Raw genomic sequence first — 19,142 nt, forward strand, 5'->3', positions numbered from 1 at the left:
TGATAATAAGGAAACGATCATTTCCTTAATGAGCAAAAAAATTCAGTCGACGATTTTCAGCGCCAGCGGAATGATGCTGGCATCGGGCCGGGTGGCCGCTACTTTGCCCGCCACCCGTATGCCCAGCACCAGGCAGAGCAGCAGTGAGGCAGTGGCGTCACACTCCAGTGACGGGTTGACTGAGCCATCCTGCTGACCCAGTCGGATAAGCTGCTGCAGATTTTGCTGATTACGCAGCAGGGCGGCGCTGACCGCGTCAGCCAGTTCCTCATCCAGGGTGTGCAGCTCAACGGCACTGACCGCGACCAGACAGCCGCGTTCACCTTCAACGTCGCGCACGGAATCGACATAAAAACGCAGCAGCGCCGCCAGCTTCTCCCGGCCCGTTTCACATTCGGCCAGCCGCGCGGCCAGACTGCTGTTGCGCAGTGAGAGATAGCGGGCAAAGACGGTTGCAAACAGCGTGCGCTTGTCGGTAAAGGCCTTATAGATGCTGCCGGTGGTCAGCTGCATCGCCTGCCCGAGATCGCCGACTGACGTCGCGTGATACCCCTTCTGCCGGAACAGCAGCATCGCCCTGTCCAGTGCGGCATCCGTATCGAATGCCCGGGGTCGTCCCCGCTCGTGATGGGGGTTGTTATTCATCGTCGATTCCATTAGGAAATGATCATTTCCTTTAAGATAGCCGTTTTAACCTGGCGGGCAAAGCTTTTTTAACACCCCTTCTCATCCTCCTGCGAAGGGCCTCTCACCCCTGACCTGACGCAAAGCAGTCAGGCTGACGCCTCATCTATACTGCTGCTTCTGTTAGCTGAAGGAGCCCCATCATGGGACTACGCTGGTTCACTCCCGGGTCACCGCTGGCACGCGTGCTGTTTATGCTCGCCTGCCTGACCCTTATTCTGACAGGCCTCTATCTGGCCGCTCCGCTCATCAACCAGGTTCTGCTGGCGATGCTGCTGGCTATCATGCTTGACCCGTTGATTACCCGGCTGGATAAAAAGCGCATCCCCCGCATCGTCTCGTCACTGCTGGTGATCAGCCTGATGCTGTTTATCATGGTCATCACTACCCTGAAACTCTCGGTGCTGACACCGGATTTGATGCAGCTCAGTCGTCAGGCGCCGGTGCTGCTGGCCGCCCGACTGGATCAGCTGACGCTGGCTTTTGCCCGGCTGGATATTGCGGTCACCCCCGACAGATTACTGGCCTTTGTGGATGCGGGGGCGATAGTACGTATCGTCACCGCCTTTCTGACGCAGATCCCGGGCGTGATCTCCTGGTGGATTATGGTGTTCCTGATGCTGCTGTTTATGCTCTATGAGATGCCGCTGCTGAAAAATGCGCTGCAACGGCGTATGCAGGGAGAGCAACGGGCCTTTTATCTGGCGTTACATGAGGGGATTCAGAGCGTCATTATTTATGCCCGGGTGAAAACCCTGACCAGCATTCTGGGTGGGGTGATCGTGGGTGCCGGCGCACATCTGATCGGGCTGAAGTTTGCCTTTTTCTGGGGCGTGCTGATGTTCATTTTTAACTACGTGCCGGTGCTGGGTTCGTTTCTGGCGGCCATTCCGCCCGTGATCCAGAGCTATCTCCTGTTCGATCTGCAGGTCGCGCTGGCGGTAGCCCTCTTCTTTGTGGTGCTGAATCTCTGTCTGAGTTCGGTGATTGAACCGCTGCTGATTGGCAAGCGACTGAATCTGGCACTGACCACGCAGCTGCTGGCCTTTCTGTTCTGGCAGTCGCTGCTGGGGATTACCGGCGGGATACTGGCCATTCCGTTGACCTTTCTAATCAAAAAAGTCCTGCTGGCGAGTTATCCCCGGCAGGACCCGATTTCTGAGTTAACGCAGTGACGGCGTTTTCACCCGCCAGCTGCGGGTGAGACGTTTTTCAATCTCTACCACGGCAAAAATGGCGATGCCGACCAGCAGCGAAATCAGCCAGTAGTTGATCGGCAGCGGGCGGGTACCAAACAGCGTGTTCATCAGAGGCACATAAATGATGATCGCCTGCAGGATAATCAGCACCAGCGTGACGAGCCAGAGGCCCCGGTTTTTCAGCAGACCGCGATCCAGCGAGAAGCCATCGGTGTTACGGCAGTTCAGCATATAGACCCACTGCGCCGTTACCAGCATCTGCAGCAGCACGGTGCGGATAAACTCCGGGGTATAGCCGCGCGGCTGCAGCCAGGCTTCCAGCACAAAAGCACTGACCGCGATCAGCAGGCTGACAAAGACCACGCGCCAGATGGCGTAGACATCCATAACGTGGGCCTTAACATTGCGCGGTGGCCGGCGCATCACGTTAGCTTCGGCAGGCTCAAACGCCAGACCAAATGACAGCGTGGCCGAGGTCGCCATGTTCATCCACAGAATCTGAACCGGCGTTAACGGCAGCAGATTGCCCATCAGAATCGCAATGATGATCAGCAGCCCCTGTGCCATACAGGTTGGCATGACAAACAGAATGGTCTTTTTCAGGTTGTCATAAACCCGACGCCCTTCTTTGATCGCCGCCGCGATGGTGGCGAAGTTATCGTCAGCCAGAATCATATCGGCCGCCTCTTTGGTGACCTCCGTGCCTTTGATGCCCATCGCAATGCCCACGTTAGCCTGTTTCAGGGCGGGGGCATCGTTCACGCCGTCGCCGGTCATCCCGACGATCTCCCCGCTCGCCTCCAGCGCTTTTACCAGACGCAGCTTATGTTCCGGGCTGGTGCGGGCAAAAATGTCATAGGTTTTCGCGGCCGTGGCCAGTTCGGCGTCGTTCATATGCTCCAGCTCATAACCGGTGATGGCGGCCTGGCTGTTACCGATCCCCAGCATCTGACCAATCGCCATCGCCGTTTCCTGATGGTCGCCGGTGATCATTTTGACGCGGATGCCTGCTTTCTGGCACTCATCAATGGCCGCAATGGCTTCCGGACGAGGCGGGTCCATCATGCAGGCCAGCCCCAGCAGAACCATCTCACTTTTCAGATCGGCGTGATCCAGCGACGTCACGGGAGCGGCGGTTTTCTTCCAGGCGGCAGCGACGGTGCGCAGCCCTTCACTGGCGTAGGTGGTAATGGCCGCATCCCAGTATGCGCGATCAATCGGTTCCGGGCCGTCCGGGGTCTGCTGCTGCTGGCACAGCGTCAGCAGGACATCTGGCGCGCCGGTCAGCAGCACCCAGGATTCGCCATTAACCACACAGCTGACGGACATATATTTGTAGAGGGAATCAAACGGCAGTTTGCTGACCACTTCCACCGGCTGCGGGGTCGTCAGGCCTTTGGCCGCCAGCACCTTGAGCGCCCCTTCGGTCGGGCCACCGACGATGGTCCAGTGTCCCTGACTGTCCTGACGCAGCTGGCTCTCGTTACAGATATCGACCGCCTGCAGGAACTGCTGGAACAGGGGGTCCTGCGCCGCATTCACACTGCCCTGCTCCGCCACGATCTCCCCTTTGGGTTCGTAGCTGTTGCCGCTGACACGCCAGCGGCTCTTTGCCAGCACCACCGCTTTCACGGTCATCTCATTCATGGTCAGCGTGCCGGTTTTATCGGAGCAGATCACGGACATGGCGCCCAGCGTTTCCACGGTCGGCAATTTCCGGATAATCGCATTGGATCGCGCCATCGACTGGACGCCCAGCGACAGGATGATCGAGATAATGGCGGGCAGACCTTCCGGCACGGTAGCGACGGCCAGGCTGATCACGGAGAGCAGCAGTTCGCCCAGCGGGATATCCCGCAGCAGATAGCCAAAGATAAACAGCACCACCATCATCGCCAGGATGATGAGAAAAATTGCCTTACCAAGTTTATCGATCTGCACCAGCAGCGGGGTTTTCGCTTCTCTGATGCCGCTGATCATCGCGTTGATATGGCCCAGTTCGGTGTCGCCGCCGCTGGCAATGACCACGCCTGATGCAGTACCGGAACTGACGGTGGTGCCGGAGAAGGCCAGATTCAGCCGGTCCCCCAGCGATTTTTCGCCGCTGAGCGTATCGCTGTTTTTTGAGACCACGGTCGATTCGCCAGTGAGAATTGCCTCTTCAACCCGCAGGTTATTCACTTCATACAGCCTCAGGTCGGCCGGAATTTTATCGCCAGGCCGCAGCATGACCACGTCACCCACCACGATATCGCGCGTCGGCACCGTGACCTGTTTGCCATCCCGAATCAGCATCGCTTCGCTGGCGAGCATATTCTGGATGCTTTTCAGTGATTTCTCGGCATTGTTCTCCTGAACAAAGCCGATGAGGGCGTTAATCACGGCCACGCCAATAATGACAAAGGTATCCACCCAGTGCCCCATCATCGCGGTGATCACCGCCGCCGCCAGCAGGATATAGATCAGAACATCTTTAAAATGGGCGATGAATTTGAGCAGCGCAGACTGGTCAGCCTTTTGCGGCAGCGCGTTCGGGCCCTGCTTCCGCAGACGTTCCTGCGCTTCGGCAGTCGATAATCCGGCGGGCGAGCTTTTCAGATCAGAAAATATCTCTGTCACACTGCGCTGATACCAGGGGCGCTCAGATAAAGCTGATGCTTTATCCTGCTTATCATTATTTAGCATATATAAACCTCGTGCCATTTAGCGATGAATTAAAGGCGCAATTAAAGGCACGCATTTTGCGGGAAGTCTTGCACGTCGGTTATGACCGATATCATATTTAGGTAAGAAACGTCCGATGGATAACATAAACGGGCAAAATTAAATCTGACTTATATTATGAGAATGACAAGATGCTTTTCGTTTAACTACGGTTTAAGTCATCTGAGGCAGTGTGCTTCGGCTTATATTCAGCCTTGAAAAAGGAAACGCAGATGAAAAAACAGAGCATTATCATGCTTTGCGGTTTCGTTATTTTCGCGGTCACCGCCACGACGCTGACAGGCCTCCTGACCTGGCTGGTGGTGAGGCAGCTGGCGGCATAAAACAGATTCACAAACCTGTTGCCGTTGCGGTAAACGCAGACAGTGAATATCAAAACTTATTTTATCCCGGTTGCGAAAAGCATCAGGGCGAATTACGTCTTCATGTTTATCGTGCCGCCGTGAAATATCTGCAGCTAAGGCGAAGACAATGATTAAACGCAAAGTTATCTCTGTTTTTCTCTGCTGTTTTTTTATGACAGCGTGCGATGAAAAAAAAGAACCGGAAGCGCCGCCGCCCCGCGTCGTTAAAGTTTTTACGCTTGAATCGGACATGGCGCAAAATATCCGGGTCTTTCCTGCGCGTATTCAGGCCGGAGATAATACCGATCTCGCCTTTAAACGGCCGGGCCAGTTAATTCAGCTCGATATCCGGGATGGCACCGCGGTGAAAGCGGGACAGGTTCTTGCCAGCCTGAACGATGCCGATGCGAAGCTGCGGGTGCGGGACCGGCAGACAGCGCTGCAACTGGCAGAGCGGCAGTTTCAGCGTTTCCGCACGCTGGAGCAGCGCAGCGCCGTGTCGAAGTCAGAGATGGACGTGCAGCGAGCGAACCGCGACACCGCCGCGACGGCCCTGAAAATCGCGCAGGAAGAGTTGCAGTTTCTCACCCTGCGCGCGCCGTTCGACGGGGTGATAGCAAAAGTGCAGGCGCGAAATCATCAGGTGGTGGCCGCCGGTCAACCCATTGCGCTGCTGACGCGATCCGATCTGCTGGACGTTATCTTTACCGTGCCGGAAACCCTCTTCTCCGCACTGGACGTTCAGAACCGTCACTATCAGCCTGAAGTGCAATTTAACGCCCTGCCGGGCCGCATTTTTACCGCGCAGTACAAAGAGCACACCAGCCAGACCAACGCCGCGACGCTGACCTGGCAGGTGGTGCTGACCATGCCGCGTCCGGCCGATCTTCCGGGCGTCAGCGGCCTCAGCGGCTCGGTTCGCGTCAGGCTGCATAATCTGCCGAATGCCGCCGCCCAGCAGCGGCTGGTGGTGCCGGTGGCGGCGGTCTTCAATCCGGATCGCAGCCCGACGAATCAACCGCACGTCTGGCTGGTCGACGAAGCGGGCGACGGCTTGCGCGTCACTGACAGGCCGGTCACCACGGGCCGCCTCACCGCTCAGGGCATCGAGATCCTGAGCGGGCTGAAGCCGGGCGACCGAATTGTCACCGCCGGTGTGGAGGAGCTGCGCCAGGGTGAAGCGGTGCGCATCTGGCAACGTGAGCGGGGGTTATAATGGGGATTCAGGCGCATTTTCTTGATAAGCCCGTCCGCATCTGGCTGGTTATTCTGCTGCTGGGCGTGGGCGGTCTCTATGCTCTGCTGAACATCGGCCGGCTCGAAGATCCGCTGTTTACCATTAAGTCGGCGGTGATTGTCACCCACTATCCCGGCGCATCCGCGCAGCAGGTGGAGGAGGAAGTGACGCTGCCGCTGGAAAATGCGCTGCAACGCCTGCCTTATCTGGACAACGTCACCTCCATTTCAGGCAACGGCCTGTCGCAGATTACCGTAAATATTCACCCCCGCTATCTGGCCGATCAGCTGCCGCAAATCTGGGATGAGCTGCGCCGCCGTGTCGGCGATGCGGCCCGGCAGTTTCCCCCTGGCGTGCAGGCGCCGCTGGTCAACGACGACTTTGGCGACGTCTATGGCTACTTCTTCGTCATCCACGGCAAAGACTTTACCAACAGCGAGCTGCGTAACTACGCCGATCAGCTGCGCCGCGATCTGGTACTGGTGCCGGGTGTGGCGAAAGTGGCGGTGGCAGGCGTTGAGCAGGAGGAGATCCGCATCGCGCTCTCCACCAGCAAAATGACCGCTTACGGCATAACGCCGCAGCGCGTGGCGGACCTGCTGAGCCGTAACAATGGCGTGGCCAGTGCCGGTGCGCTGCGGGTTGAGAGCGAGTCGATCCGCTTTCATCCCACTGGCGAGCTGGTGACGCCTGACGATCTGGCTGATCTGCCCCTTCTGCCCGCTGGCAGTCCGCAGAATCTCCATCTGCGTGATATCGCGACCCTGACACGCGGCGTGACCGATAATCCGGCCAACCTCTACTTTGCTGACGGGGAAGCGGCGCTGGCGATTGGCGTTTCGTTAGCGCCAGGCGTCAATGTGATCGACGTCGGCAATGCCCTCACCGCGAAGCTGAAGCAGGATCAGCAGGACACCCCCGTGGGGATCAGCCTAAAGGTTTTCTATAACCAGGCGCACGAAGTCAGGCAGTCGGTCGACGGCTTTATCCTCAACTTCCTGATGGCGCTGGCCATCGTGGTGGGCACGCTGCTGCTGTTTATGGGCCTGCGCAGCGGCATGGTGATTGCCGCCTCGCTGGCACTTAACGTGCTCGGTACGCTTCTGATCATGTTTCTTTTTAACCTCGAGCTGCAGCGGGTGTCGCTGGGTGCGCTGATTATTTCACTCAGCATGCTGGTGGATAACGCCATTGTGGTGGTAGAAGGGATAAAGATCGATCATCAGCGCGGCCGCCCTCTGCAACAGGCCGTTGCCCGCATGGTGCGTCGCAGTGCCCTGCCGCTGCTGGGTGCCACGGTCATCGCGATTCTTGCCTTTGCGCCGATTGGACTGTCGCAGGATTCCACCGGTGAATATTGCAAATCGCTGTTTCAGGTGCTGCTGATCTCCCTGATGCTGAGCTGGATAACTGCGCTGACCCTGACGCCAGCGTTTATCCACTGGAGTGAACGGCGGCGGGGTGCGATTCAGCCTGAGCAGAACGCCGCCTCTGCGCCTTATCAGGGGGTGGTTTTCCGGCTCTATCGCAAGGCGCTGGGTGGTCTGTTGCGTTTTCGCCTGACGACGCTGACGGTGATGGTGGCACTGTTAGCCCTGTCGCTGTATGGCTTTACCCTGGTGAAGCAAAACTTCTTTCCTTCCTCCGGCACGCCGATCTTTTTTACCGATCTCTGGCTGCCCTACGGCACCGATATTCACTACACCGCCGATACGGCAGCGGACATTGCGCGCTTCATCAATCAGCAACCGGGCGTCGCGGCGACGGTAGCTACCGTCGGTCAGGGCGCGCTGCGCTTTACGCTAACCTATGACGCTGCACGCCAGTACAGCAACTTCGCTCAGATTATGGTGCGGGTGAAGGATGGCAGGCAGATGGAGGCGCTGTCGCTGAAAACCGAGAGGTTTATCCAGCAAAACTATCCGCAGGTCAGGCCACGCATTAAGCGCATTCAGTTCGGCAGCGCCAGCGACAGCACGATCGCACTGCGGGTCATTGGCCCCGATCCTGAAGTCCTGCGTCATATCGGCAGCCAGCTGGATGCGATTTTCCTGGCTGATGGCTCAGCCTTCCCGGCGCGTAACGACTGGCAGGAGCGCAGCAAGGTGCTCCGTCCGCTCTATTCGGCGCTGCGCGGGCAGGAGCTGGGCATTGATAAGCGGGATATTGACCAGGCGCTGAGGATGAATTTCAGCGGTGACGCGGTAGGCCTTTTCCGTGACGGTTCGCGGTTGATGCCGGTGATGCTCTACCCCGCCGATGAGGAGCGGCAGAGCGTCGATCATATTGAGAATATCCAGCTCTGGAGCAGCGCCCTCCAGCACTTTGTGCCAATGAGCAATGTGATCACTGACTTCCGGCTGGCGTGGGAAAATCCGCTGATTATGCGTCGCGATCGGACGCGCGTGCTGACCGTGCAGACCGATCCCGATCCGGCTTCGGGGCTGACCGCCGCGCAGGTGGTGGCCCGGGTCCGGCCCCAGATCGATCAGCTCAGACTGCCCGCGGGCTACCGGCTGGAATGGGGTGGCGAGCTGGAGAGCTCGCGTGAAGCGCAGAGCGGCCTGCTCAGTTCGCTGCCGGTGGGCTTCCTGGCGATGTTCATCATTACCGTGCTGATGTTCAACTCGCTGCGCGACGCCGTGGCCATCTGGATTACGGTGCCGCTGGCTTTGATTGGCGTGACCTGTGGCTTTCTTCTTACCGGTATTCCGTTTGGCTTTATGGCGCTGATTGGCCTGCTGAGTCTGTCGGGTATGCTGATCCGCAACGGGATCGTGCTGATTGAAGAGATCCGGCTGTTCCGTCAGGAGAAACCCTTGCAGCAGGCGATTACTGATGCGGCGACGTCACGCCTGCGCCCTATCATGCTGACCGCCTTCACCACAGTGCTGGGTCTGCTGCCGCTGCTGCGCGACGTTTTTTTCCAGAGCATGGCGGTGGTGATTATCTTCGGCCTGGGATTCGCCACCGTGCTGACGCTGCTGGTGCTGCCGGTACTCTATCGCTGCTTCCACGGTCGGGAGCAGGAGGCGCAGGGTGAATAAGAGCGGGCTGGCGATGCTGAAGACGCTGGCCTGCATCACGGCGGTGTCGTTTTTTACGCTTTATCAGAGTTACGACCGGTACTACTACGATGTCAGCCTGACGCTCAACGTGCTGAGCTTCGTCTCCACCATCGCCACGCCGCTCTATTTTCTGCTCAGCGGCTATATGGATGCGGGTGAGCAACATACCCCCGCGTGGCAGCTCGGCAAGATTCGCCGCATTCTGCTGATCTTTCTCTTCTGGTTCAGCTTTTTCTGGCTTGCCGGGATGCATCACAAGGGGTATCTGATTCAGCCGTGGTTTGTGATCGCGCTGATCGTGATTTATGTGTCGCATCCCCTGATCGACCGGCTGGTCCGGCGGCCGGGCGTGATGGCGTCACTCATTTTTCTGCTGCTGATTTTTGCGTTTACCTATGACCTGCTTGCCAGTCTCTCACCGGAGAGGCGCTTTTTATCGCTGCCGCCGCAGTATCGCATCTGGACATGGGTGCTCTACTACCTGTCGGGCCGGCTGATGGCCGCACCGGCGGTCATGCCCTTTTTCACTTCACCGCGGGTGATAAAAACCAGCCTGCTGCTGCTGCCTGCGGTCTACCTGTTTACCTGGCTCTACGAGCGGTATTACTTTATTGCGCGTTTCCTGGCGACCAGCAACGAGGTGCTGCTGACCGGTTCACAGGTTTATCTGCTGGTGGTACTGATCGTCATCAGCATCAACGCCATCCGGCTGCCGGCGCGCGTCCGGTGGGTGACGCCGCTGCTGACCACGCTGGGAAAGACCATGACGGGTGTTTACATCCTGCACTATCTGATTTTTGGACTGCTGGCCGCAGCGATCCGCATTGAGACGCTGGGCGATAAGCTGCTGGTTATCGCCCTGACCCTGATATTCAGCATGACAGTGTCACTGCTGCTGCTGCGTATCCCCGGCGTGCGCAAACTGATCAGCCTGTAGCCGCGCTGCTGCCGCTTCGGTGGCCGCACGGCGCGTGGCGATAAACGTCGCCATCTTCGTCCGGGCTGCTTCGACTTCCTGAGGGGGAGCACTCTGCGGAGAACCGCTGTTATAGGGCGGCGCAGGATCGTATTCCATCTGCAGCTGAATCGCTCTGGCTGTCGCGTCATCTGCAATCTCCGCCACCAGCGTCAGGGCAAAATCGATGCCGGAGGTCACGCCTGCCCCGGTGATGCGATTGCGGTCCCGTACCACCCGCTCACTCACCGGCTGCGCACCCAGCAGAGCCAGCTGATCGAGGGAACTCCAGTGTGAGGTGGCCCGGTAGCCCTGTAACAATCCGGCGGCCCCCAGCACCAGCGAACCGGTGCAGACCGAGGTGACCCATTGCGCCTCACCGGCTCGCTGCCGGAGGAAGTCCAGCGTTTCTTTGTCCGACATCAACGCAATCTGACCCGGCCCGCCGGGCACGAAAATCACATCCAGTGGCGGGCAGGCTTCAAAGGTGGTGGTCGGTACAATCGACAGGCCACGATCGGATCGCACCGGCTGAGTATCCTTCCAGATCAGATGGCACGCCACGCCCGGCGTGCGCGCAAAGACTTCCCAGGGACCGGTCAAATCAAGCTGGGTGAGTTCAGGGAACAGCAGCAGACCTATCTGTAACGGACGAGGCATAGAAAACTTCCTGTCAGGAGATAAGGGATCATCATGCCGCGATCCCAGCCCCGAATACAACGTCCCGCCCCTTTTTTCGGTCTGAGGAGGCCCGCGTCGTCAGGGCACACCGAGAAACCGCAGCAGCGCCGTCATCGCCGCCGCTCCGAGAATAATCATAATCAGCGGTGCCCGACGCCAGGCTAACAGCAGGGCAAAGCCGACTCCGGCTACCCGGGCCACCCCGGCAAAATGGTGACCTTCAAACAGCGTCGTGGTCGCCGCCACCGCCAGCAGCAGGATGGTCGCAGCATCGGAGAGCATCTGCTGTGAGCGCTCACTGATAGGAAGACGGTTGCCCAGCCTGACACCGGCAAACCGCATCAGCCAGGTGCCGGCGGCCAGCAGGGCGATGCCTGCGATGAGGGTTCCCTGATGCGTCATTTGCGCGATCTCCATGTCAGCAGGCCCAGCAGCGAAAACAGCACCGGCATGCCTGCCGGTACCAGCGGCGTCGCCACCAGTGACAGCAGCGCGCCAACGGTGGCGGGGATCCGGGTGCGTCGCTGCCGCAGCGCCGGGAAGATCAGAGCGATAAGAATCGCCGGAAACACCGCATCCAGCCCGATGACCGAAATATCGGGGATGAACTGACCAATCATCGCCCCGGTCATCACGGTGATCGGCCAGATCAGTCCGATACCGATGCCGCACAGCCAGAATGCGCAGCGCCGCTGAGCCAGCTGCGGCTGAGAGATGCCAAAGACTACGCTTTCATCGTTCATAATGTGACAGCCAAACCAGCCCCGTGGTCCCTGACCCACCAGATCCTTGACCGCGATGCCAAATGGCAGGTGACGCGCGTTCACCAGCAGGCCCGCCGCGGCAGCGGTAAAGGGACTGCCTCCGCCGGCTACGATGCCGATGAACAGAAATTCTGACGCCCCTGCCAGCACCAGCGTTGAGAGGGCCAGCGGCACCCAGAGCGGGAATCCGTCGGCAGACGCCAGCGAGCCATAGGATAAACCGACAATACCGTCAGCGACGCAGACAAGAAAGATCGCTTTGATTACCCCCTTGTCCAGAACCTGCATGTGCGGAAAAAGCATCACTCCCTCTCATAATGAACATATAATCCGATATAATGAACACGTTATAATCGATTTACAAGTCGAACGTTTCGTTCGATATAAAAAACAGTGCATCTGTCAGGAGTGCAAGTGAATACCCCTATCAGCATTATCGCCAGTGCATTAGTGCGGGAACGTCAGCGGGCAGGCCTGTCGCTGGCCGAAGTGGCACGCCGTGCCGGGATTGCCAAATCGACCCTGTCACAGCTGGAGGCCGGTGTGGGCAATCCCGGCATCGAAACGTTGTGGTCACTCTGCGTGACACTGAACATCCCCTTTTCGCGCCTGATGGAGCCGGACACCCGTCAGCTGCAGGTGATCCGCCGTGGAGAAGGCCTGTCGGTGACCGCTGAGCTGGCCGATTATCAGGCCATTTTACTGGCTTCCTGTCCTCCCGGTGCCCGGCGTGATATCTACCTGCTGGAAGTTCAGCCCGGCAGCGAGCGCGTTTCACATCCGCATAATCCCAATACGGTCGAACACATTATTATTGCCCGCGGCCGGGCGCTGGTCGGGCCGGTCGATACGGCGGTCGAACTGAACGTCGGGGATTACATTACCTATCCGGGTGATGAACCTCATCTTTTCCGCGCACTGGAAGCGGATACGCTGGCGATGATGATTATTGAGAATCACTGATCACCCTGCGGTCAGGAGAGGCTGACTCTGTTCGGGCGTCAGGTGGGTAATCAGCTGCACCTGACACGCCAGCGTGATGGCCGGATAGTGCTCACGCATCCCCGCCAGCAGCACCGCATCCGGCCACTCTGCCTCTTTTCCCAGTGCGGCGGCGACATCGGATAACCGCAGGGTATCTATCCGCGTCACCCACACCACCACCGAGTCCGCCGCATTCTGCTGATTTACCAGCCTCAACGGACCGGTGACGATCCCGCTCTCCTGCCAGCGCACCGTCGAGGTTTTTCGCCACACCTGACTTCAGGCATCAGACGCGGAACGAGCGTGAGTTGTTGCATGACCTCTCCTTTTTTGGCGTCCCGGTTGAAAACAGCGCCATAAATGTTATGTTATAACATATCTATTGGTCACTCATTACAGGTAATACTATGCCACTTTCCACCCTGACATCAGACGATCCGCGTCTCCCCGTTGCGGTTCTCTCCGGCTTTCTCGGTGCCGGTAAAACCACCCTGCTTAACCATATTCTCAACAACCGGGAAGGACGCCGCATCGCGGTCATCGTCAATGATATGTCTGAAGTGAATATTGACGCGGCCCTGGTGCGTAACGGCGGTGCGCAGCTGTCGCGCACCGATGAAAAACTGGTTGAAATGAGTAACGGCTGCATCTGCTGCACGCTGCGTGAAGATCTGCTGGTAGAGGTAAAAAGGCTGGCTCAGGCGGGACGTTTTGACCATCTGGTGATTGAATCCACCGGTATTTCGGAGCCGCTGCCCGTGGCGGAAACCTTTACGTTTGAGGATGAAGAGGGTGAAAGCCTCTCCGCCTATGCCCGGCTGGACAGTATGATCACCGTAGTGGATGGCTTTAACTTCCTGCGCGACTACCGTTCGGTGGACGATCTGCAGTCGCGCGGCGAGTCGCTGGGCGCGCAGGATGAGCGCGCGGTGGTGGATTTGCTGGTGGATCAGATCGAGTTCTGTGATCTGCTGGTGCTGAACAAAACGGATCTGCTCAGCCCGGCGGAGCTGCATCAGCTGCAGGGCATGCTGCGGGCCCTCAATCCCCATGCCCGCATCGTAAACAGCGAATTCGGGCAGGTTCCGCTGGCGTCGCTGCTCGACACCGGCCGGTTCGATTTCGACCGGGCCGCGCAGGCTCCCGGCTGGCTGCAGACGCTGCGCGGTGAGCATCAGCCGGAATCAGAAGAGTATGGAATTCGCAGTTTTGCCTGGCGCGCCCGTCGTCCGTTTCATCCGGCGCGCTTCTGGCAGGTGGTCAATCACCAGCTGGAGGGCGTGATCCGCTCTAAAGGGTATTTCTGGCTCGCCAGCCGGCCGGGTTATGCGGCGCTCTGGTCGCAGGCGGGTGCGGTAGCGCGCCAGGGTTACGCCGGACGCTGGTGGGCCAGCGTGCCACGATCCGACTGGCCGCAGGATGCGGACACCCTTAACTTCATCGCTGAACAGTGGCAGGAAGGCGTCGGGGATGCACGTCAGGAGCTGGTCTTTATCGGTATTGAGATGGACGAGGCACATATACGGGACGCGCTGGAACAGGCGCTGCTGACCCCTGAGGAGATGGCGATGGGACCGGAGCAGTGGGTCACCCTGCCCGATCCGGTGCCCGCCTGGTTTGATGAGGTGACGGCCTGACAGAAGAGTTGACGGCACTTCCGGGCTCCGTAATAGTGAACTGACCCGGCGGGCGACCCTCGCCCGCCGATCTTCATTCCGGGGAAGCCAACTATGCCACAACGTATTGCCGTTATCGGTGCCGGCGTGCTGGGTTTAGCCGTCGCGCAGTCGCTCTCCCGCCGCGGCGCGCAGGTGACGGTCTTTGATAAAAACCTTCCCGGCTGCGGCACCAGCCAGATCAGCTATGCCTGGGTTAACGCCAACGGCAAAGATCCCGCCCGTTACCATGAGCTTAATGCCGCTGCGATTGACGAACACAAGCGCTGGCAGGCTGCACACCCGTCATCGCCACAGTGGCTGCTGGAAACCGGTACGCTGGAGTGGGCGAGCGATGAAGCCACTCAGCGTCAGCTGGAGCAGCGAGCCGCGAAACTCTCCGCCCTGCGCTATCCCGTCGAAACCCGCGATCGTGCCGCGCTGCTGAGCGCACTGCCGGAGCTTCGACTCGATCCTCGCATTCAGCAGGGATGGTTTTTTCCTTCGGAATGCCTGCTCTATCCGGGCCTGTTTATCGCCTCTCTGATAGCCGACCTGCGGGCCAGTGGTGGCCAGCTGGTCTGCAACAATGAGGTGACCACGCTGTCCGAATCAGACCGCGATGTTCAGCTGACCCTGGCCAGCGGTGAAACCTGGCAGGGGGATCAGCTGGTGCTGGCCTCCGGCCGCTGGGCACCGGAACTGATGAGCCAGTGCGGGTTGCAACTGGCGATGACCGATGCGAACCGGGCCGATCCTGTTGCCTGCAGTTTTCTGGCACAGACACAGCCGTTACCTGTCTCGCTCAACTGCAATCTGATTACGCCGGAACTGAATGTACGGCCGGATGGCGCGGGTCGTCTGATGCTGCAGGCACTGGATCTGGATCAGCACGCCGATCCGGCCCGTCCGGCTTCTCCTGATGGGCTGATTGGAAAAGAGATGCTGCGACGCCTGCAGCGGCTTTTCAGGCAGTGTGAGGGCGCGAGGATTGAGCGGATAGCAACGGGACAGCGGTCGCGGCCGTCCGATGGACTACCTGCGCTGGGGTATATCAGTGATGCTTCACGTGTCTACCTGATGGTCAGCCATAGCGGGATGACCCTTGCCCCGCTGCTGGGCAGGCTGGTGGCAGAGGCGATGCTGAGCGGAACAGCTTCACCGATGCTGAGTGCTTTTGCTCCGCATCGGCTGCTGCGTCCGCTCAGTGCGGGTTCCAGACCCGCACCTGCCTATCTTCCGGCTGCACAGTAACGCTTAGCGGCGATTCTTCCACACGGTCTGGACGTTACAGAACTCATGTACGCCGAAATGTGACAGTTCACGGCCGTAGCCGCTTTTTTTCACGCCGCCGATGGTGACACGCGGATCGGATGCGCCGTTGCCATTCACAAAGACGGCCCCGACTTCCAGCTGCAGCGCCAGCTGATCGGCGATCGCTTCGTTACCGCTCCAGACGGTGGCGCTGAGGCCAAAGTCGCTGTCGTTGGCGATCTCCAGTGCATGTTGTGGATCGCGTGCGACCGCAATGGCGGCGACGGGGCCGAACAGCTCCTCTCTGAAAGCGGTCATGGCAGGCGTAACATCGGCAAGAATAGTCGGAGCATAATAATTCCCCTCCCCTGCTACTTTCTCGCCGCCCAGTACCAGACGGGCGCCTTCACGCAGTGTCGCCTTAACCTGACCATCCAGTTCATCGCGCAGATCGACGCGTGCCATCGGGCCCAGGAACGTCTTTTCGTCCAGGGGATCGCCCATGGTCAGGGCCTGCACGGCTGCGGTGAAGCGTTTTTCAAACGCTTCTGCAATTGGCGCTTCCACGATAAAGCGCTTGGCAGCCATACAGACCTGTCCGGTGTTCTGGAAACGTCCGATGACGGCTGATTTCACGGCTTCATCAAGATCGGCGTCTGCCAGTACGATGAAGGGATCGGATCCGCCCAGTTCCAGCACGGTCTTTTTCAGTGCTGCGCCCGCCTGTGCGGCAATAGCGGCACCTGCCCGTACGCTGCCGGTCACCGCAACAGCGGCAATCCGGTCATCCTTGATGGCGACGGAGACCCCATCATTGTCGACGTTAATCAGGTTAAAGCCACCAGCTGGCAGATCGGTTGCTTCAAAGAGTTCCGCCATCAGCGTGGCGCTTCCCATGACGTTTGGCGCGTGTTTCAGCAGGTAGGTGTTCCCGGCCAGCAGCATGCTTACTGCACCGCGCAGAACCTGCCACAGCGGGAAATTCCACGGCATCACCGCCAGGATGACGCCCAGAGGACGAAACCGCTGCCAGGCATCAGCAACCTGCGTTGGCTGATCGGCCAGCATGGCCGGGCCATGTTCAGCATACCAGTCGCATAAGTTCGCGCATTTCAGAACCTCTGCGCGCGCCTGAGCAATCGGTTTGCCCATCTCCAGGGTAATGGTGCGGGAGAGATCGTTTTCCCGCAGTCGGATCTGTTCGCCCAGCTGACGCAGGACACGAACGCGATCGTCCATGCTGCTGCGCTGCCACAGGGCAAAGGCAGAGGCGCTTTTTGTCAGTGCCTGTTCAAGTTCTGCAGGGCTCTGAAGAGGATAACGAGCCAGAATTTCGCCGGTTGCCGGATTGCGTGAGAGTACATGTTCAGTCATGGTGCCCTTTCCTTATTCTTTCAGTGATGAAAAGACGATACGCGCTGAAGTTGATGATGAAAAATGAATAATAGTGAGGAAGTTGTTTATTTTTCGAGAATGCAGGTAGCAGGATTGCTGCGAACCGGCTTCCGCCGCGAAATGTGCAGAGAGACGAGATGCAGCCTGAACGCTTCTGAAGCATAAGCGAATGAGGAAGTTATCCACTTATACAGTGACCCGATCCTAAAAAACGATCCTTAATAGATCATATAGAGATCCTAAGAGATCCCCGATCGTCGCAGGCCGCACCCACCAAGGGCTTAAAGGGTGATCGCGTTCACTATAATCAGTAAAGTGTTCACTGTAATCAGTACTTTATTCACTGTACCAGGTAGCATGTTCACTGTAAACAGTGCTAATGTTCACTGTAGTCAGAAAACGATCCCTTTCATCCACAGAATGAAGATCCTACGCCATGGCAGATAAAGACAATGAAAACAAAGCGTTGCTAGAACCTTTTCTGTCAGTGACCAAAAACAGTGGTGAAGTTATTCAGCTTCATCCCAACAAGAATAATACCGTTCAGCCGGTCGCCTTAATGCGTCTGGGACTGTTCGTGCCGACCCTGAAATCGACGGCACGCGGTAAATCCGGTGCGATGGCCTCAACGGATGCGACTAAAGAGCTGAAGAACCTGACGCTGGTGAAAGCCGAAGGTTACGAAAAGATTACCATTACCGGCGCGCGGCTGGATATGGATAACGATTTCAAAACCTGGGCGGGCATCATTCAGTCGTTTTCCCGTTATCCCACCAAAGGCGATACCGTCACACTCCCCTTTATCGACTTTGTGAAGATGTGCGGCATTCCCTCGGCAAACTCTTCAGCCGCACTGCGTAAGCGCCTGGACGCGTCGTTACGCCGTATCGCGACCAACACCCTCTCCTTTGAGGGCAATGGCAAGGCGTATCACACCCACCTTGTTCAGTCTGCTTATTACGATCGTGAAAAAGATATCGTGCGTATTCAGGCTGACCCAAAGCTGTTCGAACTCTATAACTTTGACCATAAAGTCCTGCTTCAGCTGCGCGCGATATCCCGTCTGAAGCGCAAGGAGTCTGCTCAGGCGCTCTATACCTTCCTGGAGAGTCTGCCCACCAATCCGGCCCCTATCTCACTGGCACGCCTGCGCATGCGCCTGAATCTGGGCTCCAAGACCACGACGCAGAACCACGTGGTACGACGTGCGATGGAGCAGCTGAAAGAGATTGGTTATCTGGACTATTCAGAAGTAAAGCGTGGTCGCTCAGTCTTTTTCATTATCCACAGCCGTACGCCAAAGCTGGATGGCATCAGCAATCTGGAGAGTATCGACTCCCTGGATGACATCGAATTTGATGACTAACGGCTCGCGTTCACTGTAATCAGCAGACCGCGTGGCAGTGTCACTTTCCCGCTGCCTGTGGGAAGCGAGCCTCTCCTGACCATTCACTGTAATCAGTCACCACCACCCATTCACTGTATTCAGCAACGTTCACTGTAATCAGTAGCCTTTTACCTCTCAGAACGATAACAGCGATAATCCTTTTCCTGCAGGTTCCACCTTTTCAGACCCTTAGAAGAAAGTGTGTACTCACATACATTTCAAGGCATCCTTTCTGTGCTGACGTTTACTGATTACAGTGAACGTTCCAAACCGTCCTCTTTTGACCTGCTGCTGATTACAGTGAATGCAGGAGTCTCTCCCTGCTTTAAAGCAGCGTGATGATGATGCACCGGTTCAGCGCGCTGTGATCCTCTGCCGCCAGGGCCGGAATAGCAGGGTTGCGTGACTGATTACAGTGAACAGTTAAAGGCTAAGGCTGCCGTGATACAGGGTTGCGGCACGTTGCGTGACCGCTACTGATTACAGTGAATGTTTCTGACGCCTGCCTGAAGCTTGCATGCTGATCAGGAGACGAGCGGAAGCGTTGTACTGACTACAGTGAATGCCCGGTAGTTAACAAACAATTCCTGCTCCTGTTTGCTGATTACAGTGAACGTTAGCAGGGAAATCAGAGATACCTTTTCAGGGAGGTTGTCAGTTACTGCGTCAGGCAGGGCCCTGATTAATCCTTACAGCAGCCAAACCGGATCTGACATTTTTGCTGATTACAGTGAATGTCAGCCTGGACTTTGTTCAACTACCGACTACAGTGAATAGTAGCCCACAGTGGGCCGGCTGATTACAGTGAACG

16 protein-coding genes are annotated in these 19,142 nt (G+C 57.9%); 8 read left to right on the forward strand and 8 right to left on the reverse strand.

Features of this window, described 5'->3' with window-relative positions:
• Positions 1 to 42: 42 nt before the first annotated feature.
• On the reverse strand, positions 43 to 657 hold the full coding sequence (locus HFD97_RS08080) for a TetR/AcrR family transcriptional regulator (RefSeq protein WP_150029260.1): 615 nt from the start codon (positions 655 to 657) through the stop codon (positions 43 to 45).
• Positions 658 to 827: 170 nt separating this feature from the next.
• On the opposite strand from HFD97_RS08080, the gene HFD97_RS08085 reads away from it, so the two are divergent.
• On the forward strand, positions 828 to 1,859 hold the full coding sequence (locus HFD97_RS08085) for an AI-2E family transporter (protein ID WP_167431739.1): 1,032 nt from the start codon (positions 828 to 830) through the stop codon (positions 1,857 to 1,859).
• On the opposite strand, the gene HFD97_RS08090 is transcribed toward HFD97_RS08085, so the two are convergent.
• Both HFD97_RS08090 and HFD97_RS08095 read right to left on the reverse strand, forming a co-directional pair.
• Complete coding sequence (locus tag HFD97_RS08090) at positions 1,848 to 4,568, reverse strand: cation-transporting P-type ATPase (RefSeq protein ID WP_167431740.1); 2,721 nt, start codon at positions 4,566 to 4,568, stop codon at positions 1,848 to 1,850. The genes HFD97_RS08085 and HFD97_RS08090 overlap by 12 nt on opposite strands.
• A 227-nt stretch (positions 4,569 to 4,795) precedes the next feature.
• The gene (locus HFD97_RS08095) at positions 4,796 to 5,203 is read right to left on the reverse strand and encodes a hypothetical protein (protein ID WP_244319789.1); all 408 of its coding nucleotides are present in this window, start codon (positions 5,201 to 5,203) and stop codon (positions 4,796 to 4,798) included.
• On the opposite strand from HFD97_RS08095, the gene HFD97_RS08100 reads away from it, so the two are divergent.
• From HFD97_RS08100 to HFD97_RS08110, 3 genes are read left to right on the forward strand one after another with little or no spacing between them, the layout of a single operon-like run.
• Positions 5,124 to 6,167: an efflux RND transporter periplasmic adaptor subunit gene (locus HFD97_RS08100; RefSeq protein WP_244319761.1), complete on the forward strand. Its 1,044-nt coding sequence runs from the start codon at positions 5,124 to 5,126 to the stop codon at positions 6,165 to 6,167. The genes HFD97_RS08095 and HFD97_RS08100 overlap by 80 nt on opposite strands.
• A complete protein-coding gene (locus tag HFD97_RS08105; protein ID WP_167431743.1) occupies positions 6,167 to 9,235 on the forward strand; it encodes an efflux RND transporter permease subunit in 3,069 nt (1,022 codons plus the stop codon). Before HFD97_RS08100 ends, HFD97_RS08105 begins: the two co-directional genes overlap by 1 nt.
• A complete protein-coding gene (locus HFD97_RS08110) occupies positions 9,228 to 10,193 on the forward strand; it encodes an acyltransferase family protein (protein ID WP_167431744.1) in 966 nt (321 codons plus the stop codon). Before HFD97_RS08105 ends, HFD97_RS08110 begins: the two co-directional genes overlap by 8 nt.
• On the opposite strand, the gene HFD97_RS08115 is transcribed toward HFD97_RS08110, so the two are convergent.
• The 3 genes from HFD97_RS08115 to HFD97_RS08125 form a co-directional block, all read right to left on the reverse strand.
• The gene (locus tag HFD97_RS08115; RefSeq protein ID WP_167431745.1) at positions 10,143 to 10,871 is read right to left on the reverse strand and encodes a DJ-1/PfpI family protein; all 729 of its coding nucleotides are present in this window, start codon (positions 10,869 to 10,871) and stop codon (positions 10,143 to 10,145) included. The genes HFD97_RS08110 and HFD97_RS08115 overlap by 51 nt on opposite strands.
• Positions 10,872 to 10,970: 99 nt before the next feature.
• A complete protein-coding gene (locus tag HFD97_RS08120; protein ID WP_058957249.1) occupies positions 10,971 to 11,294 on the reverse strand; it encodes an AzlD domain-containing protein in 324 nt (107 codons plus the stop codon).
• Complete coding sequence (locus HFD97_RS08125; RefSeq protein ID WP_181161934.1) at positions 11,291 to 11,959, reverse strand: AzlC family ABC transporter permease; 669 nt, start codon at positions 11,957 to 11,959, stop codon at positions 11,291 to 11,293. The genes HFD97_RS08120 and HFD97_RS08125 overlap by 4 nt, the downstream gene beginning before the upstream one ends.
• A 111-nt stretch (positions 11,960 to 12,070) precedes the next feature.
• On the opposite strand from HFD97_RS08125, the gene HFD97_RS08130 reads away from it, so the two are divergent.
• Positions 12,071 to 12,619: a helix-turn-helix domain-containing protein gene (locus HFD97_RS08130; RefSeq protein ID WP_046102838.1), complete on the forward strand. Its 549-nt coding sequence runs from the start codon at positions 12,071 to 12,073 to the stop codon at positions 12,617 to 12,619.
• Here the strand turns inward: HFD97_RS08130 and HFD97_RS08135 are convergent, their stop codons facing one another.
• Positions 12,620 to 12,913 (reverse strand): hypothetical protein, encoded by a 294-nt coding sequence (locus HFD97_RS08135; RefSeq protein WP_244319763.1) that lies wholly within the window; start codon positions 12,911 to 12,913, stop codon positions 12,620 to 12,622.
• A 134-nt stretch (positions 12,914 to 13,047) separates the two neighbouring features.
• Here HFD97_RS08135 and zigA point away from each other — a divergent pair, with 134 nt between their 5' ends.
• Positions 13,048 to 14,277, forward strand: a complete 1,230-nt coding sequence (gene zigA, locus HFD97_RS08140; protein WP_167431746.1) for a zinc metallochaperone GTPase ZigA — start codon at positions 13,048 to 13,050, stop codon at positions 14,275 to 14,277.
• Between the two features lie 93 nt (positions 14,278 to 14,370).
• Positions 14,371 to 15,549 carry an FAD-binding oxidoreductase gene (locus HFD97_RS08145; RefSeq protein ID WP_167431747.1) on the forward strand — a complete coding sequence of 393 codons (1,179 nt, stop codon included), beginning with the start codon at positions 14,371 to 14,373 and terminating at the stop codon, positions 15,547 to 15,549.
• Between the two features lie 3 nt (positions 15,550 to 15,552).
• Here the strand turns inward: HFD97_RS08145 and HFD97_RS08150 are convergent, their stop codons facing one another.
• The gene (locus HFD97_RS08150; RefSeq protein WP_167431748.1) at positions 15,553 to 16,923 is read right to left on the reverse strand and encodes an aldehyde dehydrogenase family protein; all 1,371 of its coding nucleotides are present in this window, start codon (positions 16,921 to 16,923) and stop codon (positions 15,553 to 15,555) included.
• 457 nt (positions 16,924 to 17,380) lie between these two features.
• Here HFD97_RS08150 and HFD97_RS08155 point away from each other — a divergent pair, with 457 nt between their 5' ends.
• Complete coding sequence (locus HFD97_RS08155; RefSeq protein WP_009092744.1) at positions 17,381 to 18,310, forward strand: RepB family plasmid replication initiator protein; 930 nt, start codon at positions 17,381 to 17,383, stop codon at positions 18,308 to 18,310.
• Positions 18,311 to 19,142 lie beyond the last annotated feature (832 nt).

Source organism: Pantoea sp. EKM103V, from assembly GCF_011800365.1.
In the GTDB taxonomy this organism is placed as follows: Bacteria; Pseudomonadota; Gammaproteobacteria; order Enterobacterales; family Enterobacteriaceae; genus Pantoea; species Pantoea anthophila.

Bases quoted from the DNA above. Each gene is read 5' to 3' on its own strand.
- HFD97_RS08080 (WP_150029260.1), bottom strand. From the start codon at position 657: ATGGAATCGACGATGAATAACAACCCCCATCACGAGCGGGGACGACCC.
- HFD97_RS08085 (WP_167431739.1), top strand. From the start codon at position 828: ATGGGACTACGCTGGTTCACTCCCGGGTCACCGCTGGCACGCGTGCTG.
- HFD97_RS08090 (WP_167431740.1), bottom strand. From the start codon at position 4,568: ATGCTAAATAATGATAAGCAGGATAAAGCATCAGCTTTATCTGAGCGC.
- HFD97_RS08100 (WP_244319761.1), top strand. From the start codon at position 5,124: ATGACAGCGTGCGATGAAAAAAAAGAACCGGAAGCGCCGCCGCCCCGC.
- HFD97_RS08095 (WP_244319789.1), bottom strand. From the start codon at position 5,203: ATGTCCGATTCAAGCGTAAAAACTTTAACGACGCGGGGCGGCGGCGCT.
- HFD97_RS08105 (WP_167431743.1), top strand. From the start codon at position 6,167: ATGGGGATTCAGGCGCATTTTCTTGATAAGCCCGTCCGCATCTGGCTG.
- HFD97_RS08115 (WP_167431745.1), bottom strand. From the start codon at position 10,871: ATGCCTCGTCCGTTACAGATAGGTCTGCTGCTGTTCCCTGAACTCACC.
- HFD97_RS08120 (WP_058957249.1), bottom strand. From the start codon at position 11,294: ATGACGCATCAGGGAACCCTCATCGCAGGCATCGCCCTGCTGGCCGCC.
- HFD97_RS08125 (WP_181161934.1), bottom strand. From the start codon at position 11,959: ATGCTTTTTCCGCACATGCAGGTTCTGGACAAGGGGGTAATCAAAGCG.
- zigA (WP_167431746.1), top strand. From the start codon at position 13,048: ATGCCACTTTCCACCCTGACATCAGACGATCCGCGTCTCCCCGTTGCG.
- HFD97_RS08145 (WP_167431747.1), top strand. From the start codon at position 14,371: ATGCCACAACGTATTGCCGTTATCGGTGCCGGCGTGCTGGGTTTAGCC.
- HFD97_RS08150 (WP_167431748.1), bottom strand. From the start codon at position 16,923: ATGACTGAACATGTACTCTCACGCAATCCGGCAACCGGCGAAATTCTG.
- HFD97_RS08155 (WP_009092744.1), top strand. From the start codon at position 17,381: ATGGCAGATAAAGACAATGAAAACAAAGCGTTGCTAGAACCTTTTCTG.